This window comes from Pseudomonas sp. 58 R 12, from assembly GCF_900005865.1.
Classification (GTDB): domain Bacteria; phylum Pseudomonadota; class Gammaproteobacteria; order Pseudomonadales; family Pseudomonadaceae; genus Aquipseudomonas; species Aquipseudomonas tritici.
This window is the reverse complement of record NZ_CVTP01000028.1, coordinates 118,020-144,507: the sequence shown is the minus strand read 5'-3', so window position 1 is coordinate 144,507 and position 26,488 is coordinate 118,020. Positions and strand designations below refer to the sequence as shown.

General features: G+C 60.8%; 28 protein-coding genes. 14 read left to right on the top strand and 14 right to left on the bottom strand.

What is annotated here, in order from left to right:
- Positions 1–12 precede the first annotated feature (12 nt).
- The 5 genes from mnmC to BFP95_RS24920 all read left to right on the top strand — a co-directional run bounded on the left by mnmC (position 13) and on the right by BFP95_RS24920 (position 7,298).
- A complete protein-coding gene (gene mnmC / locus BFP95_RS24940; RefSeq protein ID WP_065910857.1) occupies positions 13–2,001 on the top strand; it encodes a bifunctional tRNA (5-methylaminomethyl-2-thiouridine)(34)-methyltransferase MnmD/FAD-dependent 5-carboxymethylaminomethyl-2-thiouridine(34) oxidoreductase MnmC in 1,989 nt (662 codons plus the stop codon).
- Between the two features lie 158 nt (positions 2,002–2,159).
- Complete coding sequence (locus BFP95_RS24935; protein WP_065880821.1) at positions 2,160–3,932, top strand: N-acetylglutaminylglutamine amidotransferase; 1,773 nt, start codon at positions 2,160–2,162, stop codon at positions 3,930–3,932.
- 3 nt (positions 3,933–3,935) lie between these two features.
- Positions 3,936–5,681, top strand: a complete 1,746-nt coding sequence (ngg, locus tag BFP95_RS24930; protein ID WP_065891058.1) for an N-acetylglutaminylglutamine synthetase — start codon at positions 3,936–3,938, stop codon at positions 5,679–5,681.
- Positions 5,682–5,826: 145 nt separating this feature from the next.
- On the top strand, positions 5,827–7,011 hold the full coding sequence (locus tag BFP95_RS24925) for an osmoprotectant NAGGN system M42 family peptidase (protein ID WP_065873320.1): 1,185 nt from the start codon (positions 5,827–5,829) through the stop codon (positions 7,009–7,011).
- Between the two features lie 59 nt (positions 7,012–7,070).
- Complete coding sequence (locus BFP95_RS24920) at positions 7,071–7,298, top strand: YheU family protein (protein WP_003192759.1); 228 nt, start codon at positions 7,071–7,073, stop codon at positions 7,296–7,298.
- A gap of 7 nt (positions 7,299–7,305) precedes the next feature.
- Here BFP95_RS24920 and csrA read toward each other — a convergent pair whose 3' ends face one another.
- Complete coding sequence (gene csrA, locus BFP95_RS24915; protein ID WP_049712242.1) at positions 7,306–7,503, bottom strand: carbon storage regulator CsrA; 198 nt, start codon at positions 7,501–7,503, stop codon at positions 7,306–7,308.
- 127 nt (positions 7,504–7,630) lie between these two features.
- A complete protein-coding gene (locus BFP95_RS24910) occupies positions 7,631–8,446 on the bottom strand; it encodes an SDR family oxidoreductase (protein ID WP_065873321.1) in 816 nt (271 codons plus the stop codon).
- Positions 8,447–8,774: 328 nt separating this feature from the next.
- Here BFP95_RS24910 and BFP95_RS24905 point away from each other — a divergent pair, with 328 nt between their 5' ends.
- A complete protein-coding gene (locus BFP95_RS24905) occupies positions 8,775–8,927 on the top strand; it encodes a DUF3309 family protein (RefSeq protein ID WP_065873322.1) in 153 nt (50 codons plus the stop codon).
- Between the two features lie 68 nt (positions 8,928–8,995).
- On the opposite strand, the gene BFP95_RS24900 is transcribed toward BFP95_RS24905, so the two are convergent.
- The 5 genes from BFP95_RS24900 to BFP95_RS24880 form a co-directional block, all read right to left on the bottom strand.
- Positions 8,996–11,083, bottom strand: a complete 2,088-nt coding sequence (locus tag BFP95_RS24900; RefSeq protein WP_065873323.1) for an LTA synthase family protein — start codon at positions 11,081–11,083, stop codon at positions 8,996–8,998.
- Positions 11,084–11,423: 340 nt separating this feature from the next.
- Positions 11,424–11,615, bottom strand: coding sequence for a PLDc N-terminal domain-containing protein (locus tag BFP95_RS24895; protein WP_003172956.1), 192 nt, complete (start codon positions 11,613–11,615; stop codon positions 11,424–11,426).
- Between the two features lie 67 nt (positions 11,616–11,682).
- Positions 11,683–12,213 carry a hypothetical protein gene (locus BFP95_RS24890; RefSeq protein WP_065873324.1) on the bottom strand — a complete coding sequence of 177 codons (531 nt, stop codon included), beginning with the start codon at positions 12,211–12,213 and terminating at the stop codon, positions 11,683–11,685.
- Between the two features lie 42 nt (positions 12,214–12,255).
- A complete protein-coding gene (locus BFP95_RS24885; RefSeq protein WP_065873325.1) occupies positions 12,256–12,771 on the bottom strand; it encodes an ankyrin repeat domain-containing protein in 516 nt (171 codons plus the stop codon).
- A 110-nt stretch (positions 12,772–12,881) separates the two neighbouring features.
- Positions 12,882–14,708, bottom strand: coding sequence for a long-chain-acyl-CoA synthetase (locus BFP95_RS24880; RefSeq protein ID WP_065891060.1), 1,827 nt, complete (start codon positions 14,706–14,708; stop codon positions 12,882–12,884).
- A 352-nt stretch (positions 14,709–15,060) separates the two neighbouring features.
- Between BFP95_RS24880 and BFP95_RS24875 the strand changes: the two genes are divergently transcribed.
- Complete coding sequence (locus BFP95_RS24875; RefSeq protein ID WP_010208870.1) at positions 15,061–15,339, top strand: DUF3509 domain-containing protein; 279 nt, start codon at positions 15,061–15,063, stop codon at positions 15,337–15,339.
- A gap of 59 nt (positions 15,340–15,398) precedes the next feature.
- Here the strand turns inward: BFP95_RS24875 and BFP95_RS24870 are convergent, their stop codons facing one another.
- The 4 genes from BFP95_RS24870 to aroC form a co-directional block, all read right to left on the bottom strand.
- A complete protein-coding gene (locus BFP95_RS24870) occupies positions 15,399–15,668 on the bottom strand; it encodes a response regulator transcription factor (RefSeq protein ID WP_049712233.1) in 270 nt (89 codons plus the stop codon).
- Positions 15,669–15,879: 211 nt separating this feature from the next.
- Positions 15,880–16,410 carry a 1,2-dihydroxy-3-keto-5-methylthiopentene dioxygenase gene (locus BFP95_RS24865; RefSeq protein WP_065873327.1) on the bottom strand — a complete coding sequence of 177 codons (531 nt, stop codon included), beginning with the start codon at positions 16,408–16,410 and terminating at the stop codon, positions 15,880–15,882.
- Positions 16,407–17,570, bottom strand: a complete 1,164-nt coding sequence (locus tag BFP95_RS24860; protein ID WP_065873419.1) for an MFS transporter — start codon at positions 17,568–17,570, stop codon at positions 16,407–16,409. The genes BFP95_RS24865 and BFP95_RS24860 overlap by 4 nt, the downstream gene beginning before the upstream one ends.
- A 55-nt stretch (positions 17,571–17,625) precedes the next feature.
- On the bottom strand, positions 17,626–18,717 hold the full coding sequence (gene aroC / locus BFP95_RS24855) for a chorismate synthase (protein ID WP_049712231.1): 1,092 nt from the start codon (positions 18,715–18,717) through the stop codon (positions 17,626–17,628).
- Positions 18,718–18,860: 143 nt separating this feature from the next.
- Between aroC and BFP95_RS24850 the strand changes: the two genes are divergently transcribed.
- Together BFP95_RS24850 and BFP95_RS24845 are read left to right on the top strand one after the other, a co-directional pair.
- On the top strand, positions 18,861–19,823 hold the full coding sequence (locus BFP95_RS24850) for an alpha/beta hydrolase (RefSeq protein WP_065910856.1): 963 nt from the start codon (positions 18,861–18,863) through the stop codon (positions 19,821–19,823).
- Between the two features lie 99 nt (positions 19,824–19,922).
- Complete coding sequence (locus BFP95_RS24845; RefSeq protein WP_065880818.1) at positions 19,923–20,729, top strand: hypothetical protein; 807 nt, start codon at positions 19,923–19,925, stop codon at positions 20,727–20,729.
- Between the two features lie 72 nt (positions 20,730–20,801).
- Here the strand turns inward: BFP95_RS24845 and prmB are convergent, their stop codons facing one another.
- On the bottom strand, positions 20,802–21,710 hold the full coding sequence (prmB, locus tag BFP95_RS24840) for a 50S ribosomal protein L3 N(5)-glutamine methyltransferase (RefSeq protein ID WP_065873330.1): 909 nt from the start codon (positions 21,708–21,710) through the stop codon (positions 20,802–20,804).
- Between the two features lie 239 nt (positions 21,711–21,949).
- On the opposite strand from prmB, the gene BFP95_RS24835 reads away from it, so the two are divergent.
- The 5 genes from BFP95_RS24835 to BFP95_RS24815 all read left to right on the top strand — a co-directional run bounded on the left by BFP95_RS24835 (position 21,950) and on the right by BFP95_RS24815 (position 24,734).
- Positions 21,950–22,540 carry a cysteine hydrolase family protein gene (locus BFP95_RS24835; RefSeq protein ID WP_065880816.1) on the top strand — a complete coding sequence of 197 codons (591 nt, stop codon included), beginning with the start codon at positions 21,950–21,952 and terminating at the stop codon, positions 22,538–22,540.
- A gap of 142 nt (positions 22,541–22,682) precedes the next feature.
- Complete coding sequence (locus BFP95_RS24830) at positions 22,683–23,003, top strand: hypothetical protein (protein ID WP_065873331.1); 321 nt, start codon at positions 22,683–22,685, stop codon at positions 23,001–23,003.
- Positions 23,004–23,078: 75 nt separating this feature from the next.
- On the top strand, positions 23,079–23,636 hold the full coding sequence (locus BFP95_RS24825) for a Smr/MutS family protein (RefSeq protein ID WP_065873332.1): 558 nt from the start codon (positions 23,079–23,081) through the stop codon (positions 23,634–23,636).
- A gap of 78 nt (positions 23,637–23,714) precedes the next feature.
- Positions 23,715–24,260 (top strand): GTP cyclohydrolase I FolE, encoded by a 546-nt coding sequence (gene folE, locus BFP95_RS24820; protein WP_003442011.1) that lies wholly within the window; start codon positions 23,715–23,717, stop codon positions 24,258–24,260.
- A gap of 102 nt (positions 24,261–24,362) precedes the next feature.
- Positions 24,363–24,734: a glutathione S-transferase N-terminal domain-containing protein gene (locus BFP95_RS24815; RefSeq protein ID WP_065873333.1), complete on the top strand. Its 372-nt coding sequence runs from the start codon at positions 24,363–24,365 to the stop codon at positions 24,732–24,734.
- 110 nt (positions 24,735–24,844) lie between these two features.
- On the opposite strand, the gene BFP95_RS24810 is transcribed toward BFP95_RS24815, so the two are convergent.
- Positions 24,845–25,165 (bottom strand): AtuA-related protein, encoded by a 321-nt coding sequence (locus BFP95_RS24810; RefSeq protein ID WP_065873334.1) that lies wholly within the window; start codon positions 25,163–25,165, stop codon positions 24,845–24,847.
- Positions 25,162–26,487, bottom strand: a complete 1,326-nt coding sequence (locus BFP95_RS24805) for an acyclic terpene utilization AtuA family protein (protein WP_065910855.1) — start codon at positions 26,485–26,487, stop codon at positions 25,162–25,164. Before BFP95_RS24805 ends, BFP95_RS24810 begins: the two co-directional genes overlap by 4 nt.
- Position 26,488 lies beyond the last annotated feature (1 nt).

The following is a 26,488-nucleotide window of genomic DNA, read 5'->3' as shown; positions in this document are numbered from 1 at the left end:
ACCGAGCCGCCCATGAACCCCATCACCCACGCCCAGCTCGACTGGGATGACCAAGGCCGCCCGCACTCGCAGGTGTTCGACGATGTGTACTTTTCCGACCAGTCGGGCCTTGAAGAAACCCGCTACGTGTTCCTCGAACAGAACCGTTTGCAGCAACGCTTCGCGGCGCTCCCGGCGGATGGGCGACTGGTGATTGGTGAAACCGGCTTCGGCACCGGGTTGAATTTCCTGTGTGCCTGGCAACTGTTCGAACAGCACGCGGTTGCCGGTGCGCACCTGCATTTTGTCAGCGTGGAAAAGTACCCGCTGAGCCACGTCGACCTGCAACGCGCCCTCGCCCTCTGGCCCGAGCTGCAGCCCCTCGCCGAGCAACTACTGGCGCAGTACATCGCTGTCCATCAAGGCTTCCAGCGGCTGGTGCTGGATAACGGCCGCGTGACCCTGACCCTGTTGATCGGCGATGCCCTGGAACAATTGCCACAACTGGATGCGCAGATCGACGCGTGGTTTCTCGACGGCTTCGCCCCGGCGAAAAACCCCGATATGTGGACCGCCGAGCTGTTTGCCGAACTGGCGCGCCTGGCGGCACCCGGCTCAACCATCAGTACCTTTACCAGCACCGGTTGGGTACGACGGTTGATCAACGCGGCCGGGTTCAAGATGAAGCGCACACCCGGCATCGGCCACAAGTGGGAGATCCTGCGCGGCGAGTTTCTTGGCTGGCCCGAAGATACCCCGTGTCCCACACCAGCCAAACCCTGGTTCGCCCGCCCCCCTGTCATCACAGGCCAGCGCCATGCCATGGTCATCGGCGGCGGCCTGGCCGGTTGCGCCACCGCCGCCAGCCTTGCGGCACGGGGCTGGCGCGTCAGCCTGCTGGAACTCCATGCGGCGTTGGCGCAGGAAGCGTCGGGTAACCCCCAAGGCGTGCTGTACCTCAAGCTTTCCGCACACGGCACGGCATTGTCGCAACTGATTCTCAGCGGTTTCGGCCACACCCGACGGCTGTTGGAGCACTTGCACCGAGGCGTCGACTGGGACGGCTGCGGCGTGCTGCAACTGGCGTTTGATGCCAAGGAAGGCCAGCGCCAGGCGCAACTCGCCGATGCGTTCGCCCCGGATCTGCTGCACCTGCTGGACCGCGATCAAGCCCAACAACGCGCCGGAATCAGCCTGGCCCAGGGCGGCCTGTTTTTCCCCGAAGGCGGTTGGGTGCACCCGCCGGCGCTTTGCCAGTGGCAGGCGGCACATCCGTTGATTGAGGTACTCACACATAACGAGGCCGTTGAGCTGCACCGGGTCGATGACCAGTGGCAAGCCCGCAACGGCGATTGCGTGCTGGCGAGCGCCTCAGTGGTGGTGCTGGCGGGAGCGGCTGACATCAAGCGGTTTGCGTTCAGCGCCGACCTGCCGCTCAAGCGGATTCGTGGGCAGATCAGCCGACTGCCGCAAACCGCAGACAGCCAGGCACTGGGCACGGTGGTGTGCGCCGAAGGCTATGTCGCGCCCGCCCGGCTGGGTGAACACACGCTTGGCGCCAGCTTCGACTTCACCAACGACGACCTCACGCCCACCGCTGCCGAACATGCTGGCAACCTGGAAATGCTGCGCGAGATATCCGCAGACCTGCTGCAGCGCCTGGGCGGCGAACACTTGGCCCCGGAACAGCTTGAGGGGCGTGCCGCATTCCGCTGTACCAGCCCTGATTACCTGCCGATTGTCGGACCGCTGGCGGATCGTACAGCGTTTCAAAGCGTGTATGCCGTGCTCGGCAAAGACGCCCGGCAAGTCCCGGATACGCCGTGCCCGTGGCTTCCGGGCGTGTACATTAATAGCGGCCACGGATCACGCGGACTGATCACGGCGCCACTGTGCGGCGAACTGATCGCCGCCTGGCTGAGCGACGAACCGCTGCCGGTACCGGCCAGTGTGGCCGAAGCTTGCCACCCCAACCGGTTTCCCTTACGGGCATTGATTCGCGGCAAAACAACGACGCCGTAATCAGCGCAAACGAAGGCATTAAAGCCATCGCGGCTATTTGCCTTATAACTTATCGGTCTAAAACTCCACGGATAGCACTGGGTCAGTTTCTGGGTACGCGCCCTCAGCGGCGTATTGAGTATTGACCCCTCCCCAACGGAAAAACCGGTAAGGAATTTATGTGCGGATTAGCTGGAGAATTACGTTTCGATGCCCAACCTGCCGACTTGGCGGCCATTGAGCGCATCACTCATCACTTGGCCCCACGTGGCCCGGATGCCTGGGGCTTCCATGCCCAAGGGCCGATTGCCCTGGGCCACAGACGCCTGAAGATCATGGACCTGTCGGACGGCTCGGCCCAACCGATGGTCGATTCACACCTCGGCCTGAGCCTGGCCTTCAACGGCGCGATCTATAACTTCCCGGAATTGCGCCAAGAGCTGGAAGCCCTGGGCTACGCCTTCTATTCCGGTGGCGACACCGAAGTGCTGCTCAAGGGCTATCACGCCTGGGGCGAAGCGCTGCTGCCCAAGCTCAACGGCATGTTTGCCTTCGCCATCTGGGAGCGCGATGCCCAGCGTCTGTTTATCGCGCGTGACCGTCTCGGCGTAAAACCGCTGTACCTGTCGCGCACCGGCCAGCGCTTGCGCTTTGCCTCGGCATTGCCGGCGCTGCTCAAGGGCGGCGATATCAACCCGGTCCTTGATCCGGTGGCGCTCAACCACTACTTGAACTTCCACGCCGTGGTGCCTGCACCGCGTACCCTGCTGGCAGGCATTGAAAAACTGCCGCCGGCGAGCTGGATGCGTGTCGAAGCCAACGGCAAGACCGAGCAGAAAACCTGGTGGACCCTGCCCTACGGTCCCCATGAGGACGAGAAAAACCTGAGCCTGGAAGATTGGACCGATCGCGTGCTCGACAGCACCCGCGAAGCCGTGGCCATCCGCCAACGTGCCGCCGTGGATGTCGGCGTGCTGCTGTCCGGCGGTGTCGATTCGAGCATGCTCGTCGGCCTGCTGCGAGAAGTCGGCGTGCAAGACCTGTCGACCTTCTCCATCGGTTTTGAAGACGCGGGCGGCGAAGCTGGCAACGAGTTCCAGTACTCCGACCTGATCGCCAAGCACTACGGCACGCGTCACCACCAATTGCGCATCGCTGAAAGCGAGATCATCGAGCAACTGCCGGCGGCGTTCCGCGCCATGAGCGAGCCGATGGTCAGTCATGACTGCATCGCCTTCTACCTGCTGTCGCGGGAAGTGGCCAAGCATTGCAAGGTGGTGCAGAGCGGCCAGGGCGCCGACGAGTTGTTCGCCGGTTACCACTGGTACCCACAGGTGGACGGCGCCAGCGATCCTTATGCGGCGTATCGCGATGCGTTTTTTGACCGCAGCTACGAGGATTACGCCGCCACCGTCGCGCCGAAATGGCTGACGGCCAACGACGCTGCCGGTGACTTTGTACGCGAGCATTTCGCCATGCCAGGCGCCGATGCCGCCGTGGACAAGGCGCTACGCCTGGACAGCACGGTGATGCTGGTGGACGACCCGGTCAAACGCGTCGACAACATGACCATGGCCTGGGGCCTGGAAGCGCGTACGCCATTCCTGGACTACCGCCTGGTGGAACTGTCGGCCCGTGTACCTGGCAAGTTCAAGTTGCCTGATGGCGGCAAGCAGGTCCTCAAAGAAGCCGCGCGCCGTGTCATCCCAAGCGAAGTCATCGACCGTAAGAAAGGCTATTTCCCAGTGCCGGGCCTCAAGCATTTGCAGGGCGATACCCTGAACTGGGTCCGTGAACTGTTGCTGGACCCCAGCCAGGATCGCGGCCTGTTCAACCCGGCCATGCTCGACCGCCTGCTCACCGACCCGCAGGGCCAACTGACGCCGTTGCGCGGCTCCAAGCTGTGGCAACTGGCGGCGCTGAACCTGTGGCTCAGCGAACAAGGAATCTGATTGATGAAACCTCTTGCAGCGGCTTACAGCCAACGCTTGCTGAAGGGCCAGGCGCCAACCTACGAGCGCCTGCAAGCCCGCCTGGCTGAAGACGGCAGCCCCTTGGCCGCCGAACCGATTGCCGTGCATTGCGGTTGGGGTCGGCTGTTGATCGGCCATACCTTTCCGGACCCTGCCAGCCTCGCCCAGGAGTTGCTCAATGAGCAGGCTGGCGAGCGAGACATCGCCCTGTATGTGGCGGCCCCCCAGCAAATTCTGGGGATCGATCCCCAACAGTTGTTTCTTGATCCGTCCGACACGTTGCGCCTTTGGTTCAGCGACTATCGCCCAGCGACTCGAGTGTTTCGTGGCTTCCGTATTCGCCGCGTGCAGAGCGAGGCCGATTGGCTGGCGGTGAACCGGCTCTATCAAGGGCGTGGCATGTTGCCTGTCGACGCCGAACGCCTCACGCCGCGCCATCAAGGTGGCCCGGTGTATTGGCTGGCGGAGGATGAAGACAGCGGCGCGGTGATCGGCAGCGTGATGGGCCTCAATCACCAAAAAGCGTTTCACGACCCGGAAAACGGTTGCAGCCTGTGGTGCCTCGCGGTTGACCCGCAATGCACGCGCCCCGGTGTAGGCGAGGTGCTGGTGCGCCATCTGGTGGAACACTTCATGAGCCGTGGCTTGAGCTATTTGGATTTGTCGGTGCTGCACGATAACCGCCAAGCCAAGAACCTTTACGCCAAGCTCGGTTTTCGCGCGCTGACCACCTTTGCGATCAAGCGCAAGAATGGCATTAACCAGCCGTTGTTCCTCGGCCCCGGCCCGCAGGCGGGGTTTAACCCCTATGCACGAATCATCGTTGAGGAGGCCCACCGACGTGGTATCGATGTGCAGGTGGATGACGCTGATGCGGGCATGTTCACCCTGAGTCATGGCGGCCGCCGTGTGCGCTGCCGTGAATCCCTGAGCGACCTGACCACCGCCGTCAGCATGACGCTGTGCCAGGATAAAAGCCTGACGCATAAAACGCTGAAAGCCGCAGGGCTGAACGTGCCGTCGCAACAACTTGCGGGCAGCGCCGATGACAACCTGGAGTTCCTCGACGAGCACCAGCGCGTGGTGGTCAAGCCGCTGGATGGCGAGCAAGGCCATGGTGTAGCGGTGGATTTGCAAAGCATCGAAGATGTGCAGCAGGCGATTGAAGCGGCGCGGCAGTTTGACAGCCGGGTGTTGCTGGAGAGCTTCCACGAAGGCCTGGACCTGCGCATCCTGGTGATTGGTTTCGACGTTGTCGCCGCTGCAATCCGACGCCCAGCCGAAGTGACCGGCGACGGTCAGCATTCCATCGGCGCCTTGATCGAAGCCCAGAGCCGCCGCCGCCAGGCCGCCACTGACGGTGAAAGCAAAATCCCGGTCGACGCCGAAACCGAGCGCACCCTGCGCGCCGCCGGCTACGACTACAGCAGCATTCTGCCTCGCGGCCAGACCCTGGCCGTGCGCCGCACCGCCAACCTGCACACGGGGGGTTGCCTGGAAGACGTCACCGCCATCCTGCACCCCACGCTGGTGGACGCCGCCGTGCGCGCTGCGCGTGCCCTGGATATTCCCATGGTGGGCCTGGACCTGATGGTGCCTGCCGCCGATCAACCCGAGTACGTGTTTATCGAAGCCAACGAACGCGCCGGCCTGGCCAATCATGAACCGCAACCCACGGCGGAGAAGTTCGTGGATTTGTTGTTCCCCCACAGCCAGCCGTCTGCTTGAAAGATGTGTTGCCTGTACTGGCGTCTTCGCGAGCAAGCCCGCTCCCACATTCAGACCGCATTCCAATGTGGGAGCGGGCTTGCTCGCGAAGGCGTCGTAACAGACGCCATACACCTTTAAGCCTGCCACTTCATCAGGAGTCTCTATGACCCGAACCATCCCCGAACCGGACCTTGCTTACCTGCAAAAAGTGCTGCTGGAAATGCTCGCGATCCCCAGCCCCACCGGGTTCACCGACACCATCGTGCGCTACGTCGCCGAGCGCCTGGAAGAACTGGGCATTCCGTTTGAAATGACGCGGCGCGGCACCATTCGCGCCACCCTCAAGGGCCAGAAGAACAGCCCAGACCGTGCGGTGTCCGCGCATTTGGACACCATCGGCGCCGCCGTACGCGCGATCAAGGACAACGGCCGCCTGAGCCTGGCGCCGGTAGGCTGCTGGTCGAGCCGATTTGCCGAAGGCAGCCGCGTCAGCCTGTTTACCGATAACGGTGTGATCCGTGGCAGCGTGTTGCCGTTGATGGCCTCCGGGCACGCCTTCAACACCGCCGTGGACGAAATGCCGGTGAGCTGGGACCACGTGGAGCTGCGCCTGGACGCCTACTGCGCGACCCGCGCCGATTGCGATTCCCTGGGGATCGGCATCGGTGACTACGTGGCCTTCGACCCACTGCCCGAATTTACCGAAAGTGGGCACATCAGCGCCCGACACCTTGACGACAAGGCGGGCGTCGCTGCCCTGCTCGCCGCGCTCAAGGCTATTATCGACAGCGGCGAACCGCTGCTGATCGACTGCCACCCACTCTTCACGATTACCGAGGAGACCGGCAGCGGCGCAGCGGCCGCCCTGCCTTGGGATGTCAGTGAGTTCGTCGGCATCGATATCGCCCCCGTCGCCCCCGGCCAGCATTCCAGTGAACATGCGGTGAGCGTGGCGATGCAGGATTCGGGGGGGCCGTATGACTATCACCTGTCGCGGCATTTGCTGCGCCTGGCGTCTGATAACGAGTTGCCGGTGCGCCGCGACCTGTTCCGCTACTACTTCAGCGATGCACACTCGGCCGTGACCGCCGGCCATGATATCCGCACCGCGTTGCTGGCGTTTGGCTGCGACGCGACTCACGGCTACGAACGCACCCATATCGATAGCCTCGCGGCGCTGAGCCGCCTGCTGGGCGCGTATATTCTCAGCCCGCCGGTGTTCGCCAGCGACGCACAACCGGCCCAGGGTTCATTGGATCGGTTCAGTCATCAGATTGAACACGATGCACAAATGGAGAGCGACACGCGGGTGCCATCGGTGGACAGCCTGGTGGGCAACAAGTCCTGAGACTGGCAACTGCGGTCCCGGCGCAGTAGCATCGCCGGGACCCATCACCCGAGGCTTGTATGCTGATTCCCTACGACGCGCTTGAAGTCGACACCCTGACCCGCCTCATCGAAGACTTCGTCACCCGTGACGGCACCGACAATGGCGACGACACGCCCCTGGAGACCCGCGTATTGCGCGTGCGCCAGGCGCTGACCAAGGGGCAGGCGCTGATCGTGTTCGACCCCGAGAGCGAGCAATGCCAGTTAATGCTCAAGCACGACGTGCCCAAGCATCTGTTCGACTGAAAATGCGCTAAGGGTTGGGGGCCGCGTGCAGCTCGGCGGCTTGGCGTTCGAGGATTTTCTGGTAGACCTCGGCGCGATGAACATGCACCCCGGCCGGCGCTGCAACACCGAACTTCACTTGGTTACCGTTCAACTCGAGGATGTGCACGGCGATGTCATCGCCAATGGAGATGACTTCGCCTACAGCGCGGCTTAAGACCAGCATGGCGGTTGTCCTTTTAGAATGACAGGACCTCGACCATGCGCGCTGGCTGTGGGTGCATCAATGCCTTGCGGTGAAATCAGGCACTCCCTACATACGCAGGTAACTTGCCTGACAGACTGCCACCTGATCAGCCTTTAACCGCCTGCGCCTTAGCACGCATCTTGTCGGCCATGGTGGTCATCTCGTCATAGAGCAACTGCGGGTTCTTCTGCTTTAACGCCCACGCCATCCGCCCTTGCTCATGGGGCAGGATCATGAATTCGCCTGCTGCGACGCGCTGATAAATGTAATCGGCAATGTCCGCCGCCGAAATCGGCGAGCTCTCAAGCAGTTTGCCCACTTGCGCCTTCATCGCCGGGGTCGGCCCGCGGAACGAGTCGAGCAGGTTGGTCTGGAAGAACGACGGGCAGACCACGTGCACGCCGACTTCCTGCTGCTTTAGCTCCACCAGCAGACTTTCCGACAGCGCCACCACGCCGGCCTTGGCCACGTTGTAGTTACTCATGGCCGGGCCCTGCATCAATGCCGCCATAGACGCGATGTTGATGATGCGGCCCTTGCTCTTTTCCAGCAGGGGCAGGAACGCCTTGCAGCCCTTGACCACGCCCATCAGGTTGATTGCGATCTGCCAGTCCCAGTCTTCCAGGGACAGTTCGGCGAAGAACCCACCCGAAGCCACGCCTGCATTGTTGACGATCACATCGATGCCACCCAGTTTCACCTCGCAAGCCTGGGCAAAAGCGGTGAGCTGGCTGTAATCGCGCACGTCACAGCGTTGCACAAAACCGTCGCCGCCCGCCTCGCGCACGCGCTTGAGGGTGTCCTGCAAGCCCGGCTCGCTGACGTCAGACAAGGCCAATTGCCAACCTTCGCGGGCCCAGCGCAGAGCGATTTCGCGACCCAGGCCGGACCCGGCACCAGTGATCATCATGCGATTTTGCATAGGAGGTAGCCTTGTGGTTCACGGAAGAAGTGACCGGCAGTGTAGCGAAGGTTTTTCCTACACCCACCCACCATCAGAGTGATGAATGCCCCTGGCAAACCGGCAGCTGGGTCGAATATTTGCCTATAGCCTAAGTTCAATATTTTTCAACTAGCAAAGCCAATTTGCGAACGCATTAAAAGAAATAAGCACGTGCGCGAAATGCTTTAAAAAAATACTGAATTTTTCGCAAGGGGCAATAGTCGGAGTTGTTAAGGCGTCCGTAAGTTAGCTGTCGGGCCTACCGTTAAATAACCGGTCTTTGCAGAAAGCCAATAAGGAAAAAACCATGAGCCTCATTCTGATCATTATCCTGATCCTCCTGCTGGTCGGTGGTCTGCCAGTGTTCCCTCACTCACGTAACTGGGGTTACGGCCCGTCGGGTATCCTCGGGGTGGTATTGGTAGTGCTGCTGGTGTTGATGTTGCTCGGCCGGATATAAAGCCCTGGTAGCAAAAAAACAGCAAAAAAAGAGGCCTTGAAAAAGGCCTCTTTTTTATTGCCGGTTAATTAGTCCGGCTTGCCGTCAACCACACCGGCAGTGTTATCCAACAGGCTCTTGGTCGCCGTCTGTAGGAACGACTCAAGTTTCTGCCTCAATGCCCCCTCGTCCGGCGATTCAGGAATCACCTTACCGGTCGGATTGGCGCCCAGCTCATATTCCCAAAGCTTGGGTGGCATTTCCTTCGGCAGCACCAGAATGCGATCGCCGGTAACCAGCGCCACTGTCTGGTCGCTGCCCGACGGTTTGATCACGCCGAAGCCTTTATCGCCTTCCGGCAGGTTCAGCAGGTCGCGCCCCCAGCACTGGTGCAGGGTTTCGCCACCCAGGCGGCCCATGATGGTCGGCACGATGTCGATCTGGGTGCCCACGGTGTGGTCACGCTCGCCGAACTTCTCCTGCATGCCCGGTGCGATCATCAGCATCGGCACATTGAAGCGACCCAGGTCCATTTCGGTGATCTGCTGTTCGTTGCCAAAGCCGTGGTCGCCGACAATCACGAACAAGGTTTCCTTGAAGTACGGCTCCTTGCGGGCCTTTTCAAAGAACTGGCCCAAGGCCCAGTCGGAGTAGCGCATCGCCGTCAAATGCTCGTCGAGGCTGCCACGCCCCGTGACCTTCTCGACCGGCAATGGCGTCGGCAAGGCATACGGCGTGTGGTTGGACAAGGTTTGCAGCAAGGCATAGAACGGCTTGCCACCTTCGCGGGCTTTCAGCTCTTCCAGGCCACGGTTGAACATGTCCTGATCGGACACGCCCCACGTCGGGTCGGAGAACACCGGGTCAACGAAGTCGTTGCGACCAATGAAGTTGGTCATGCCCTGGTTGCTGAAGAAGCCCGATTGGTTATCCCAGGCGAAGTCACCGTTGTAGACATACACGTCGTCAAACTTGCGCGCGCTGAGCAACTGCGGCAGGCCTGACAGCTTGTGGCTGCCTTCCGGGGTCTGCATCAGGTATTCGAACGCCGGCAGGTTGGGGAAACACGCCATGGTGGCGAACATTCCCTGGTGAGTGTGCGTGCCGTTGGAGAAAAAGCGGTCGAACAACAGGCCTTCCTTGGACAGTTTGTCGAAGTACGGCGTGATGTTACCCGGACGACCCAGGGCGCCCACCGAGTGACCGGCGAAGCTTTCCATCAGGATCACCACGACGTTCTTGATCGGCAGGGTTTTCTCTGCCGGTGGGGTGAACTCACGGCGCACGGCGGCGGTGTCGGTATCCACCAGTTTTTCCATCGGCAGCACCAGCATGTCGCGCACAGTCTGGGTCGCCAACGGCTGTTCCAGCGTCGCCTTCCAGGTGTTATCACGATGCTCGGAGAACCGTGCCTTGGCCGCGCCGACCAGTGACAACGTGCCATTCAGGCCCAGTTGGTTGGCGAAGTTCGAGTCGGTGGTGTAGACGTCACCCCAACGCAGCGGCGGGCCTTGGCGCAGGGTGCCACGTGCGGCGATTACAGCGACCAACAGGCAGACCACGAACACCGCAATACGCGTGTACCACGGCGCTACTTGGCGGGTGCCGATGCTGCCACCGCTGAACGGCCCGCGTGGGCGCGTTGCACGGTCTGCACCTTTAAAGGCGATGCTCAGGATCAGCGTGCCCACGGCCCAGGCCAGCAGGTAGCGCACCACCGGGAAACCGTACCAGAGCATGCTCATCACGGTTTTCGGGTCTTCTTTCACGTACTGGAACACCAGGCCGTTGAGGCGCTGGTGGAACTCGCGATAGAAGTCCATTTCCATCAGGCCCAGGAACAGCGCGATGCTGGACGCCACAGTCAGCCAGAAACGGAAGAACCCGCGAGCAGCCATCGCCCGTACGCTGAACAGTGCCAACAGCAATGGGATGATCAGGTACACCACCAGGCGCAGGTCTAGGCGCAGGCCGTTGGCGAACGCTTCAAGGAAGGTCGAGGCCGGCGTGTCGAGGATCATCTCGCGGTTGTACACCAGCAGCGCCAGGCGCAGCAGGGAGAACATCACCATCATGACCAGTGCGCAGAGCAGCGTGTATGCCAGATGGGATTTGACGGTCGGTTGCAGCAGGCGATTTGAAGCTCGCTGCTGATTCAGGGCGTCCGGGTTTGCCATGTCGTTTTAGGACCCATTGGAAGTTTAAGTTGCGAAATATTGCTGCGGCATCCTGCCCACGCCCAAGCGTGTAGGAACGGGGGGGTAAGCGCGTTGGCGCAAATGGTGCCCGATGAATGCCATCAACGCTATTGATTACTGAGGAAAAACACTTCTTTGTAGTGCTTTCGCCGGCCGGCGACAGAGCCGTCCTACAAGGAAACAAAGCGAAGGGAATTGTCCGGAAGGCTGTGTGAAAATTCTGTACAGCGAATATTTCGACACAAAAAAATGTGGGAGGGGGCTTGCCCCCCTCCCACATTGACTACGGCCACTCTATGTTGAGTGGGCAGTTTTACCGTCAGATCCGCACGTTGCCACGCGGCCCGGCGATTGCCCAAATGATCAAGCCCAGCACCGGCAACAACAGGATCAGCAAAATCCACAGCACCTTGGCGCCCGTGCTGGCACCGCTTTTGAATACATTGATGATCGCCCAGATATCCAGCGCCAGGATGATCAGCCCGATCAGGCCATTAAAAGTCGAACCCATGGTGTTGCTCCTAAGTGAGGGCATGCCCTTGTAGGATAGTCAGCCCTGGCCGGGGTTCCGTTTTATTTCAGACGTGCACGGCGATCTTCAGCGCTTCCAGGGACGGCTCGCCCTTGATGCCGACTTCGGCGCACAACGCCAGCACACGCGGCAGGTCGTTGCCGTAGACGAGCACGGCCTGGATCTCGTCGTCCAACAGTTGGCTGAAGTTGAGCAACACGTAGCCGCCATCTTCCGGGCTGAGGGCACTCATCTGGATCTGGATGCGGTTCAGTGCAGTCAGGTCTTCGGTCTTGGCCAGTTGCTTGGGCTTGAGGTTGAACGCCACGCCTGGGCCGAACGAAGCGACGATCTGCGCGAACAGGTCGCCGTAGGTGTCGGCCTGGAACAACACGGTGTCCGGCAGGCTGCCGACCACGATCCATTCACCCAAAGGAATCGGGAAGGTATCGTCGTAGTTGATGTCCGGGTTGACCGCCAGAAACGCCGCCGGGTCCGCGTAGGCCTGGGCCGCTTCATCGGCGATACGCGCCACTTCGTCCTCGCCCATGACGCCGGCGCTGATTTTGCTGATGAGTTCGACGAGGGCGGTTTTCATGGGCATGGTCCTGTAGCGGGCTGGTTTTTCAGGGCGCGTAGCCTACACCAGTTTCTGCAACTGCGCCGCCGTATCCACTGCGCCCATGGTCTGCGCCGCCGCCAACGCCGTCGCGCCCTGGGCATCCGTCGCCTTGGGGTTGGCGCCCTGGCCGAGCAGGTAGTCGACCATCTCCACGCGGTTGAACATTGCCGCCATCATCAAGGCGGTACGGCCGTCCGAGGAGGAGGCGTCCACTGGCGCGCCACCTTCGATCAGCGCCTGAACCACCGGCAAGTTGCCCTTGAACGCAGCTCCGGCGATCGGCAACTGGTTCTTATCATTGGCGATCAGCGGGTCAGCCTTGAACTCCAGCAGGACTTTTACCGCTTCGGCATGGCCGTGGTAGGCCGCGAGCATCAACAGGGTGTCGCCGTTATGGTTACGAAAATTGGCTGGCAAGCCTTTGGCCAGCAGCGCGGCGAGCATGGCGGCGTCGCCTTTGCGGGCGACGTCAAAGACCTGCTCGGCAAATTCGGCGGCTTCATCATCGGTCATTTGTTTGGGTTGATCTGACATGTGGGGCTCCTTGTCCTGATACTGAATAGGCGCCAGTGTCGCGAGGGAGTTCCCACCTGTCATGGCTTTTTTGTCAAAAGGCGCCATAGGCAGAATCAATAACGCTACAGTTAATAACGGAAATGGCCGGCCTGGATCTGCGCCAACAATGGCCCCGTCACCGGGACATAGCAGTCCGAACCCGGCAGCCAGGCGTACACCGGATCATTGCCTGCCTTGTCCGGGTCGAACGCCTCCTCCTTGAGCCGCACCTTCTGGTATTTGAAGGTGCCGGTGGTTTCCATCTTCACCTTGATCCGCAGGAACAACGGCACCGCATAGTGCGGCAACTGGCCGTGGGCGAACTGCAGCAACTCGCGCATATCGAGGGCGGCCAGGGACTCGCTCGGGGTAATGGCGACCATGCCGGCACGGCCGTTGGTGTTTTCGATTTCCACACCATAAGCCACGACCTCGGCGATCTGCGGATGTTGCAGCAGGACATTCTCAACTTCAGTGGTGGAGACGTTTTCGCCCTTCCAGCGATAGGTATCCCCTAGACGGTCGACGAATTGCGCATGGCCAAAGCCAATGCTGCGCACCAGATCGCCGGTGTTGAAGTAGCGGTCGCCCTTCTCGAACACATCGGTGAGGATCACTTTGCGGTTCTTTTCCGGGTCGGTGTAGCCATCATAAGGCGACTTTTCATCGATCCTGGCCAGCAACAATCCCTGTCCGCCTGTCTTCACTTTGTGCAGGAAACCATCGCTGCCGCGTAGCGGCTCACCCGTATCGTGGGTGCAGTCCACCAGCGCCCAGTGCTGCAGGCAAAAGCCGACGGTATTGTCGAAGTTCAAGACGTTGGTGAAGCCGATATTGCCGTCGCTGGCGGCATACAACTCGCACACATGATCGACGCCGTAACGCGCCTTGAAAGGCGCCCACACGCCAGGACGCAGGCCATTGCCGACCATCTTGGTCACGCGGTGATCACGATCGTTTTCGCTGGCTGGCTGGTCGAGCAGGTAACGGCACAACTCACCGACATAACCGAGGGTGGTCGCCTTGAATCTACGCACGTCGTCCCAGAACTGGCTGGCACTGAACTTACGCCGGATGGCAAACCCCGACGCTCCGACAATCGCCGAGCCCCAGCACACGCACAGGCCGGTGGCGTGATAGAGCGGCAGCGTGCAATAGAGGACGTCGTCCGGGCCCATGTCCAAGGCAATGCTGCCGAAGCTGACGGCGGTCTTGGTCCAGCGGCCGTGCTTCATGATGCCGGCCTTGGGCAGGCCCGTGGTGCCGGAGGTGTAGATATAAAAGCAGGGGTCGTTGAAGAAAATCTGCGCGGTGCTCGCCGGGTTAGTCGCCGGGCTCTCGGCGCTGGCAGCGATCAGGTCGATGTAACCGTGCGGCACTGTACTGCCGTGTTGCTCGGCGACATACCAAGTGCGTGTTGCCTCGATCGCCACCTCATTACGCACGACTTCATAGGCGGCCACCAATTCCGCCCCCACCACAATCGCCACGGGGTTCACCAGGTTAAGGCTGTGCACCAGCGCCGCTTGGGTTTGCGCCGTATTGAGCATGGCGCAGATGCCGCCCAGCTTGGCCACCGCCAACACGTTAAGCAGCAGTTCGGGACGGTTTTCGATAAACATCGCGACTACATCACCCTTGCCGATGCCCTGGCCTTGCAGGTGATGGGCAATGCGGTTGGCGCGTTGGTTGGCTTCGGTGTAGCTGAGGACGCGGTCGGCGTACAACAAGGCGGCGCCATCCGGGTTACGCAAGGTGGCTTGTTCAAAGTGCCAGCCCAGGCCGCAGGGTTGCTGCGGGTCTGTGACATTGGCGGCACGCATGCCGCGTACCACGCGTGGTAGCGCACGAACAATGGCAGGCACCTTACGCAACATCATGCCCCAAGTGATCATGTCGTTTCGCGGATGGCTCATGGGAACGTCCTTTTTCTTATTCTTCGTAAACCTTGCAGGAAAGTACGTCAGCGCCTCTTCGGCTGTACACGCAGGATTTGAAAAGTTTTGTATCCCGATGAGCGACCGCGGAAAAATGGAATTTAGCGACGCGCAGGCAGTCTTTAAAACTGATGGGGCCCCTGTTCAGGCCTGATGAACAACGCAAAATGCAGGATGCATGATGGCCATTCATGCAAATTGCACGAAACTGAAATTTCTGAATTTTTACAACTAACTGATTTATAAGGATATTTTTATAAACTAGTAGCTGGCACAATCACTGCACCTATCACTCCATGCTTGCCAACTTGAGCCAACGGAGCTGATAGACATGAGCCTGATCCAAGATAAATTCGCTTCAGTATTCTCCAACTACGACGTCACCACTCAGCCACGTCCTGACGGCGGCATCCTGTTGACCCTGCGCAACAGCGAAGGCAAACAGGTGAAACGCTCGATCTCCTACCAGCAGTTGCACACTGCCGACCAATTGACCTGGGTGATCAGCGCCATTCGCCGCGACCTCGCCGAACAAGCCAGCGACCTGCCGCAGATTTCGATGTTGCAGAGCCAAAACCGCTTTGCCCTGCCGACGTACCATTCGGCTTAAGCCTCAGACAAAGTAAAGGGCCGCGACACTGTTGAGTGTCACGGCCCTTTTTTATGCCTTCAGCAAAGCCCCTGACGGGCGGCTTCATTCATTGCCTGCACGCGGTTGGTCACTTCCAACTTGCCGTAGATATTGCGCAAGTGGAATTTTACCGTGGCTTCTGACGTGGCGCGTATCTTACTGATCTCCCACACAGTCTTGCCTTCCGAGGCCCAGCGCAATATTTCCAATTCTGTCGGGGTCAGCGACTTGCCCGCCAGGTTAATGCGTCGCCTGACAGCATTGGGTACCGAATACGGCGGTAGAAACGATTCCCTCGGGCCTCTCATTGCATTCTCTCCATGTTATTGGTCGACGTCTTATCACCCTTCGGATTCCTCCTATTGACAGGTGACATAAACGCTAATGCCGGAGAGAGTTACATAAGGAATGGTATTAAGGCGCAGGCCCGGAAATAAACAGCAATCCCCTACAGAAGTTTAAGTTTCTTCCCACAGGAACTTCCAACGTACGGGGGTTGAAGTTTCTGATGGGCCGCAATTAATCGTCCAAACCGGGAAAACGCCGGGCAATACCATCACCTGTGAATTCAGGTACCCACCCTTTCTCCGTATTGAACAACCGCAACGCTACGACGTGCGGGTTCTCACCCATGTCAAACCAGTGCGCAATACCGGCGGGAATCACCAGCAGGTCGTTTTTCTCGCAACGCACGGCGTACACGTAGTCGCCAATGTGCAGGGCGAACAGGCCCTGGCCAGCAATGAAAAAACGCCCATCGTCTTCACTGTAGCGGCGCTCGTCCAAAAACTGTGCACGCTGTTCAGACTTTTGCGCGTGATCGCCGGTAACGCGCAGCACCTCTACAGAGCCGTAGCCGAGAGCATCGATCTGCGTCTGATACGCCGCGATCAGTTCAGCATCGCTGGCACCCTGCTCAATCGGGCTCGGCTGCCAGCGCTCAAAGCGCACGCCATGCTCGGCCAGGGTCGCGGCGATGTCATCGAAATGGGTCAAGACCTTGTTCGGAGTGTCCGGTGTAGCGACGGAGTAGACAGCGACGTAGCTCATTGGAGGGTTCCTTGGTTCTGCTCTTGCAATCGAAGACCGATGATAACGGCGGCGGCCAGGGCGGCCACGCTGGCGATGCTGAAGGTCAGGGTCGGCCCCAACAGGTTCCAACTGTAGCCCGAATACAGCGCGCCCAGCGCACCGCCGGTACCGGCGAGGGCGGCATACAGTGCCTGGCCCTGGCCTTGTTGTTTGTCGCCAAAACTGCGCTGCACAAAGGCAATCGCTGCCGCGTGAAAGCTGCCGAAGGTGGCGGCGTGCATCACCTGCGCCAGCAACAGCACCCAGAAAAATTCGGCAAACGAACCCAACAACAGCCAGCGCAGCGCCGCCAGCAGGAAACTGGCGAGCAACACCCGGCGTACCGAAAAGCGCGAGAGGATACGACTCATGGCGAGGAACATCAGCACTTCCGCCACGACACCCAACGCCCACAACAGGCCGATCACACCACGGCTGTAACCCAGGTGTTCTAGGTGCAGGGTGAGAAAGGTGTAGTACGGGCCGTGGCTCATTTGCATCAACGCCACACAGGCGTAAAACGCCAAGACGCCCGGGCTGCGCAATTGTTTCAGGAACCCCTCGCCTGCCAGGCGATTACCCTGGGTCGCGGGCTGCGCGTTCGGCACCCACAGGCTGGCGCCGATGATGCCGGCCATGATCACCACAACCACCACCGGGTAGATGTCCAGGCTCAGCCAGTCGAACAGGCGGCCCATGATGACCACGGTGAGGATAAAACCAATAGAGCCCCAGAGGCGGATCTGGCTGTAGCGCGAGGTTTGTTTGTGCAGGTGTGCGAGCGTGATCACTTCAAACTGCGGCAGCACTGCGTGCCAGAAGAACGCATGCAGCGCCATCACCAGCGCCAGCCAGGCGTAGGTATGACTGACGAAGATCAGCGAAAAACTCGCCAGGGTGCACACCGCGCCAACGCGCACGATGGCCAGGCGCTGGCCGGTATAGTCACCCAGCCAGCCCCACAGGTTGGGCGCCACGCAGCGCATCAGCATGGGGATGGCCACCAGCTCGCCGATGCGCGCGCTGGAGAAGCCAAGGTGATCGAAGTACAACGCGAGGAACGGCGCTGTCGCCCCAAGCAGGGCGAAGTAGAACAGGTAGAAGCTGGAGAGGCGCCAGTATGGGAGAGGGGATGTCATGCAGGGGGCCGCTTCGCGGCCCAGCGCGAGCAAGCTCGCTCACTACAACAAGCTGTCACAGCTGGCCCAGCACCGGGGTGGTTACGTGGACGTCGGCATTTTGACCACGGTTGCGCAGCAGGTGGTCCATCAACACGATGGCCATCATCGCTTCGGCAATCGGCGTGGCGCGGATGCCGACGCAGGGGTCGTGGCGGCCCTTGGTGATCACGTCCACCGGGTTGCCGTGCACATCAATCGAACGGCCCGGTGTGGTGATGCTTGAGGTCGCCTTGAGCGCCAGGTGCGCAACGATCGGCTGGCCGGAGGATATACCGCCGAGGATGCCGCCCGCGTTGTTGCTGAGAAAACCTTGCGGAGTCAGCTCGTCGCGATGCTCGGTGCCGCGCTGGGACACGCACGCGAAGCCGGCGCCGATTTCCACGCCTTTGACGGCGTTGATGCTCATCAGCGCGTGGGCCAGTTCGGCGTCGAGGCGGTCGAAGATCGGTTCGCCCAGGCCCGGTTTAACGCCTTCGGCAACTACGGTGATCTTGGCGCCGACCGAATCCTGGTCGCGGCGCAACTGGTCCATGTAGGCTTCCAGTTCCGGCACCTTGTCCGGGTCGGGGCTGAAGAAAGCGTTGTCTTCCACGCTGTCCCAGGTCTTGAACGGGATTTCAATCGGGCCCAGCTGGCTCATGTAGCCGCGGATCACGATGCCCTGGGTCGCCAGGTATTTCTTGGCAATGGCGCCGGCAGCCACACGCATGGCGGTTTCGCGGGCCGAGCTGCGGCCACCGCCACGGTAGTCGCGTTCGCCGTATTTGTGGTGGTAGGTGTAATCGGCGTGGGCCGGGCGGAACAGGTCCTTGATCGCCGAGTAGTCCTTGGACTTCTGGTCGGTGTTGCGGATCAGCAAGCCGATGGAACAGCCGGTGGTACGCCCTTCGAACACGCCGGAAAGAATCTCGACTTCGTCGGGCTCCTGGCGCTGGGTGGTGTGGCGGCTGGTGCCGGGTTTGCGACGATCGAGGTCACGCTGCAAGTCTGCCACGGACAGCTCGAGGCCAGGCGGGCAGCCGTCGACAATGGCGACCAACGCCGGGCCATGGCTTTCGCCCGCGGTGGTGACAGTGAACAGCTTGCCGAAGGTATTGCCGGACATGCAGGGCGCTCCGTGAAATCAGTTGAATCAAGTCAACTGTAATAACTTAAGGCCGCCAGTATACGCAGGCCAACCGACTAGTTCATCCTCGAAACCTTACAGGTAGACCTTGGTCCAACCGGCACCTCTCTGATGATGGCGCGATGATGCTGCGAGTTCTACTGTTGACCCTTACCCTGTTTTCCAGTCTTGGCTTTGCCGCCTCCCCCGTTGTGTTGCAACGCCCCATAAGCCTGGACACCGGTAGCGGCGAGCTGTTTGGTTCACTCCTACTGCCCAAATCCGACAAGCCAGTACCCGTGGTGCTGATCATTGCCGGCTCCGGCCCCACCGACCGCAACGGCAACAGTGCCGACGGCGCGCGCAACGACAGCCTCAAGCGCCTGGCCTGGGTGCTGGCGCGGCATAACATCGCCAGCGTGCGCTACGACAAGCGTGGCGTGGCTGCCAGCCTGGCCGCCACGCCGGATGAGCGCAACCTGACCCTGGACGCTTATGTCGCGGACGCCGTGGCCTGGGGCAAACGGCTCAAAGCCGACAAACGCATGGGCCCCCTGATTGTGCTCGGTCACAGTGAAGGCGCCCTGGTAGCAGCCCTCGCCGCGCCGCAACTGGACCCCGCCAGCGTGATCTCCCTGTCCGGCAGCGCACGCCCGGTTGACCAGGTGATCCGCCAACAGTTGGCCGATCACCTGCCGCCTGCCCTGCTGCTGCGCAGCAATCAGATCCTCGATCACCTCAAGGCAGGCCAAATGGATATGGATGTGCCTGGCCCACTGGAAGGCATTTTCCGACCCAGTGTGCAGCCGTATCTGATCAGTCTGTTTCGCGCCGATCCGTCGGCCGCCTTCGCCAAGCTGGGCATGCCAGCGCTGATCATCCAGGGCACCAACGACATCCAAGTCGGTGTGGGCGATGCCCAGCAACTAAAAAAGGCCAAGCCCGACGCCCAGCTTGCGGTGATCGAGGGCATGAACCACGTGATGCGCATCGTGCCCAACGACGTGAAACAGCAATTGGCCTCCTACAACGACCCGCAATTGCCACTTGCCGCTGAGCTGGGCAGTCGCCTGGTGCGTTTTATCGACGGACTTCAACCCCATTAAGCGGCAATTTGCCTCCAGTCTTGGAAAAAACGGCCGATAAGCCCAGGGTCGACAGTAAAAAGACTGTCGGTTTGCTGGGCTTGGACAGGATCGCGCCGCATGACAACCACTGAAGCAACACCGGAACCTACTGCCGAAACCTCGGCTGAAAAAACCGAGGCCGTCGACGCGGCGCCCCTGCCATGGGCGGATGTTCAGGCCGAGCATTTCAAGATGCTGCGCCTGGCCCCCTTGGCCACCGACCGGGCCACGGGCGTGCGGCCGTTGCGGTTCGTGCAATTCGGTTACGCCGAGCGCAATGACAAGCACCATAGCCTGCTGCGCATGGTCATCCAACTGCCGGGCCAGCGCGTGCGCCGTGAGCAGAATCACCTGGATATCTGGGTCGACCACGACAAGCACCGCGTGCACTTCGGCCCGGGCAACAGCCTGGAAATCGAACCGGCGAACCGCGGTATCGGCCGCTTCCTGGTCGCCCAAGCCGCTGCGTGGGCGAAGAAGAAGTGGTCGCACTATCGCGTCGACGGCGTGGACCTGTCCAACAAGGACGCATTGAACGAAGCGACACGCCTGCGCCGCGATCACTTCTTGCGCATCCAGGGTTTTGATGTGGCCTACGCCGACGTGCAGCACCTCAAGGGCAATGTGCAGCCGGGCAAGGTCAGCGACGTGCTGGACAGCTGGAACACCGAGAAGGTGCAGTTCGTGGAGATTCTTGAAGCAGCGCAGATGCTGCAACAGGCCGAACAGAACCTGATGGAACAGGAAGTGAAGCTGCGCAAGGAAGAGGAAAAAGTCACCAAGTTCAAGCGTGAGGACAGCGGGTTACGTTTTACCATCACGTGCCTGGTGGCGTTTACGGTGTTTCAGGCGGGGTTGTTGATCTGGATTGCGACGCACCGCTGACAGCCGCTGAAATGCGGTCAAACATGTGGAAGCTGGCTCCCACATTGACCGCGTTTCTATCTTGCGATTAGGTTAAACGCGGGCGGCAAACACCGCCTGATGTTGGCGGCACTGCTCCGCCGTCAACATAAACACCCCATGCCCACCGCGCTGGAAATCCAGCCAGGCAAAATCCACTTCCGGGTACAACGCTTCGACGTGGACCTGGCTGTTGCCCACTTCAACCATCAGCAACCCCTTCTCGGTCAAGTGGTCCGCCGCTTCGGCCAGCATGCGCCGCACGAGGTTCAAGCCATCATCGCCGCAAGCCAGGCCCAGCTCCGGCTCGTGCTGGTATTCGTCAGGCATGTCGGCAAAGTCTTCGGCATCCACATACGGCGGGTTGGACACGATCAGGTCAAAGCGCTGGCCCGGCAGGCCGTCGAAGCCGTCGCCCTGTACGGTATACACGCGCTCATCGACGCCATGACGCTCGATGTTCTGGTTAGCCACTTCCAGGGCTTCGAAGGACAAGTCCCCCAGCACCACCTCGGCGTCCTGGAACTCGTAGGCACAGGCGATGCCGATGCAGCCGGAGCCGGTGCACAGGTCGAGGATGCGTGCCGGTGGCTGGGCCAGCCAAGGCGCGAAGCGGTTTTCGATCAGCTCGCCGATCGGCGAACGCGGGATCAGCACGCGCTCATCGACGATAAACGACAGGCCACAGAACCAAGCCTCGCCAATCAGATAAGGCGTCGGCACGCGTTCGTGGATCCGGCGGTGCAGCAACCGTTGCAGGTGCGCGACTTCCTCTTCTTCCAGGTTGCAATCCAGGTAACTGTCGGCAATTTCCCATGGCAGGTGCAAGGCACCGAGCACCAATTGCCGGGCATCGTCCCAGGCATTGTCGGTGCCATGGCCAAAAAACAGGTCTTCCCCATGAAAACGGCTGACAGCCCAACGGATATGGTCGCGCAAGGTGCGCAGGCGGGAAGTGGTCACGGGGGCAAGCTCCTGGAAAAAACGACTGGCGATTCTAACAGCCTTAGCCCGTACCGACGATGTACGAAAACCTGTCGCCACCCGTCGGAATTCATGCAAATTGCCATCATTGTGTTAAACAAGCCCACCTATTGACATGGCTGCACGTCAACAACGGCGTACCTTACGATCGTAGCGATTCACAGAACCGCTCAGCCAGTGGACAATGTCGCAAAAGCCCCCCTCACAGGAGCCCCAGAATGTCCGTTCCAAAGACGATGTTTCAACTCAGCGGTCGCGGTTACGCAGCAGCGAACCTTGCCCATGCGACTCTCGTGATCATCGACGCCCAGAAGGAATACCTCAGCGGTCCACTCGCCCTCTCGGGCATGGACGCGGCTGTCGAAAACATCAAGCAACTCGTTGCAGCGGCACGCAATGCCGGGCGACCGATCGTGCATGTACGCCATCTGGGCACCGTGGGTGGCCTGTTTGACCCCCAGGGCGAGCGCGGTGAGTTCATTCCCGGCCTCGAGCCTCTTGGCGACGAAACCATCATCGGCAAGCTGCTGCCCAGCGCCTTTCACGGCACGGGCCTGGAAAAACACCTGCAAGACCTCGGCCCCCTGGACTTGATCGTCTGCGGTTTCATGAGCCACTCCAGCGTCAGCACCACCGTGCGTGCCGCCAAGAACCTGGGCTTTCGCTGCACCCTGGTGGAAGACGCCTGCGCCACCCGTGACCTGCCTTACAAAGGCGGCATCCTGAGCGCCGAGCATGTGCAGCAAACTGAAATGGCGATCATGGCCGACAACTTTGCCACTCTCGCGCAGACCAAAGATCTGATCTGATCGACCTTTTGATGAGCGGCGCGACAGTGTTTATTGCCCCGCTCATCCGCAAAGCCTTTTCATTTGGCGCATTTACCCCTCCCCCCGGAACAACCTGTGTATTGTCCGGTCGAAGGGCCGATACCCTGGAGGAAAGGTCGGAATGAAGATATCCGATGGTTTTGATGCTCGTCGCTTGCGCCCCAAGGGCCCGAGCAACTGGCGTCTGCGCCTGGTGGCCGGCATTGCCGCGCTGCTGGCGATTATTGGTGTGCTGTTGGCTGGCGCTGGTGGCGCCGGTCTGTTTGGTCACTCGCCGGCCCTTGGCGAGCTGAATGCCAGCCCTGGCGGTTCGGCGATTCTGTTGGTGATCGGGTTGTTGGTGTTGTGGCTGGGCGTATGGTTGTGGCGGCGCAGCCGTCGGAAAATGCGCCAGCCGTTGTCGCTGAACATCGCTTCGCATCTGATGAAAAAGCACGACTGATGGCGCTTGGATAGCGTTTCCTGCGCCCTGGCCGCCGCGATTTAGGTAAACTGCCCGCCCTTCGCGGAGGCCAACATGCACGACGACGACTTTTCCCTGTTCAAAAACGAGCTGCGCGGCGTCAAGCCGATCAAGCACGATCGCGCCGACACCGGCAAACCCAAGGCCGACCGGGCGCAGCTCGCCAAGCTGCGCCAGGCCGCGACCGTGCGCACCGACGCCACCACCGTGGATGGCCTGTCGGACCAGTTCGTGATCGATGTCGGCCCCGAAGACGAGCTGATGTGGGCTCGCGATGGCGTGCAGGAAAGCCAGATGCGCAAGCTCAAGGCCGGCCAGATCCCCTTCGAAGGCAGCCTCGACCTGCACGGCATGACCGTGGAAAAAGCCCGCGAAACCCTCTGGGCCTTCCTGGCCGAAGCGACCAAATTCGAAATCCGCTGCGTGCGCGTTACCCACGGCAAAGCCGTGCGCCTGGACGGCAAGCGGCCAATGATCAAGAGCCACGTCAACACCTGGCTGCGCCAGCACGCCCAGGTGCTCGGCTTTACCTCGTGCCAGGCCCGCCACGGCGGCGCGGGGGCAGTGTATGTGATGCTCAAGCGCACCATGATGGAAGGGCGTGACGAGTAACAAGTGCCCTCGTCAGGCTTGCAGCGATGTGTCCGCCACCGTAACCTTGCGCTTTGCGAAAACCCCACAGGTAGTTTCATGTCCCTGGAACAAAATTACACCGCGATCCTCGGCCAACTCGGCGAGGACGTTTCCCGCGAGGGCCTGCTCGACACGCCAAAACGTGCCGCCAAGGCGATGCAGTACCTTTGCCGCGGCTATGAACAGACGCTCGAAGAAGTCACCAACGGTGCCTTGTTCAGCTCCGACAACAGCGAAATGGTGCTGGTCAAGGACATCGAGTTGTACTCGCTGTGCGAACACCACCTGCTGCCGTTTATCGGCAAGGCCCACGTGGCGTATATCCCGAGCGGCAAGGTGCTGGGCCTGTCAAAGGTTGCGCGGATCGTCGACATGTACGCCCGTCGCCTGCAAATCCAGGAGAACCTCAGCCGCCAGATCGCCGATGCCGTGATGCAAGTGACCGGCGCCCTGGGTGTGGCCGTGGTGATTGAAGCCAAGCACATGTGCATGATGATGCGCGGTGTCGAGAAACAGAATTCGTCGATGATCACCTCGGTGATGCTGGGTGAGTTCCGCGAAAACGCGGCCACCCGCAGCGAATTCCTCAGCCTGATCAAGTAACAGGCTGCATACGAAAAAGCCGGCGTTCATCGCCGGTTTTTTTTCGCCTGCCAAATTGAGGTAAGCTGCGGCCCCTTCTGTATCGGGCAAGAGGTTTCAGCCATGTTCGTCAAAGCACTTCGAGTGGGCCTCGGCCACGTCATCATCGCGGGCGACTTTCTTACCCGTCCGCGCAAAAAGCAGCGCCCTGCCGAGCAGCAGGCGTTGGTGAATGCGGCAGCCAAGGAGCTGACGCTCTATCAATTCCATGCCTGCCCGTTCTGCGTGAAGACCCGCCGCACCCTGCACCGCCTGAATGTGCCGGTGGCATTGAAGGATGCGAAGAACAACGAGCAGGACCGCCAGACCCTGCTGGAGCAAGGCGGCAAGATAAAAGTGCCGTGCCTGCGTATCGAAGAAAATGGCCAGACCACCTGGATGTATGACTCCAAGGTGATCATTGATTACCTGGACAAGCGGTTTGCTGCGGTCTGAGAGGGTTACGCCGATCCAAATGTGGGAGCGGGCTTGCTCGCGGATGCGGTGTATCAGTTGCAGATTTGCTGGCTGACACTCCGCATTCGCGAGTAAGCCCGCTCCCACATTTAGTCCTGCATTACCAAATCGAAATCGAGCAACGCGGAACCCAGGCACTTGCCATGCGCATCCAGCGCCAGTGACCGGGTTACGCCGCCGCGCAAAATCCCCGGCAATACAAAGTTCAACGCCTGCACATTGGGCAACTCATAACGCCGCACAGGTGCCGCACCCGGTTCCCGCAAGCCAGCGAAAAACTCAGCCACGCGTTCGGCCGTGAGCTGTTCGCACAGCAGCGGATAATCTTCGGCACGGTAGGCAATGATCGAGATATTTGACGTATCGCCCTTATCCCCGGTGCGGGAATGGGCCAGCGTGTGCAACTTCATGCTTCGATCCTCGGGTTGACCGCATTGCGCGGCAGCAGCAACGACGCCACGGCCACCACCTGGCGCACGCTTTTGCTCGCGCCGCCGCCTCCGGACGGGCCGTTGGTGTAGAGCGTTTCAACTTCATTGCCAACGCGCACCGCTTCGCCGCGATCCTCACAGCGGGCCGCCACGCGCAGGCGCACTTCCCAGGGTTCAACTGTGCTGCGGGGGCCGTGGAGCGAGTCCATGCCGATCAGCTCCGCCCGCAGGTCCTGCATCTTCACACCCATCAACTCAAGGCGCTTGAGGACTACATCCCGCGCCAGCTGCGCCCGCGCGACAGCACCGGGGCCGCCGTAGGACATCTGCCCCTCACCGATCCAGCCATCCAGATAGCCGACGCTGACCTTCAATTGTTCGGGCCGCGCGCGGCCGTCGGCACCGCTGGCCCGTACGCGATCAACGCTTTCCTCGACAAACCCCACCTGGGAAAAATCGGCCGTCACATCCGGCGTGAGGTACGCCGCCGGGTCGTGTACTTCGTAGATCAGTTGCTCAGCGCAGGTGGCGCGGCTGACCCGCCCACCTGAGCCGGCAACCTTGGTGATCAAGGCGTCGCCGTCGGCATCGATCTCCGCCAAGGGGAAGCCCAGGCGCGCGAGGTCATCCACGTCCTTGAAACCGGGATCGGCAAAGTACCCACCGCTGACTTGGCCGGCGCATTCGAGCAAATGCCCCACCAACGTGCCGCGCCCCAGACGCCGCCAATCATCAGGCGCCCAGCCAAATTCAAACATCTGCGGCGCCAGGAACAACGACGGGTCGGCCACGCGCCCGGTGATCACCACATCCGCTTCGGCGCGCAACGCCTCCAGGATACCGTCTACGCCCAGGTAGGCATTGGCGGAAATCAGCCGTTCGCCCAGGGAACCGACAGTCTGGCCGTTATCCAACAGAAACTCGGGCTGCAACACGTGCAACACGTCGTCGCCGACGACCGCAACCACCTTAAGATCAAGGCCCAACTCGTCGGCAATCCGCCGCACTTCAATAGCCGCGGATACCGGATTGGCGGCGCCCATGTTGGTGATCACCCGCAGGCGGCGGCGACCTTCAGGCCGGCCAACAAAGGGCAACACCCGGCGCATGCGCTCACTCAGCAAGGGGTCGTACCCACCCTGTGGATCACTGATACGCGCCTGTTGCGCCAAGGCAATCGTGCGTTCAGCCAGGCACTCGAACACCAGATAATCCAGGTCGCCCCGCTCGGCCAGTTCCACGGCAGGTTCGATACGGTCGCCGGAATAGCCGGCGCCGGAACCGATGCGCAAGGTTTTCATC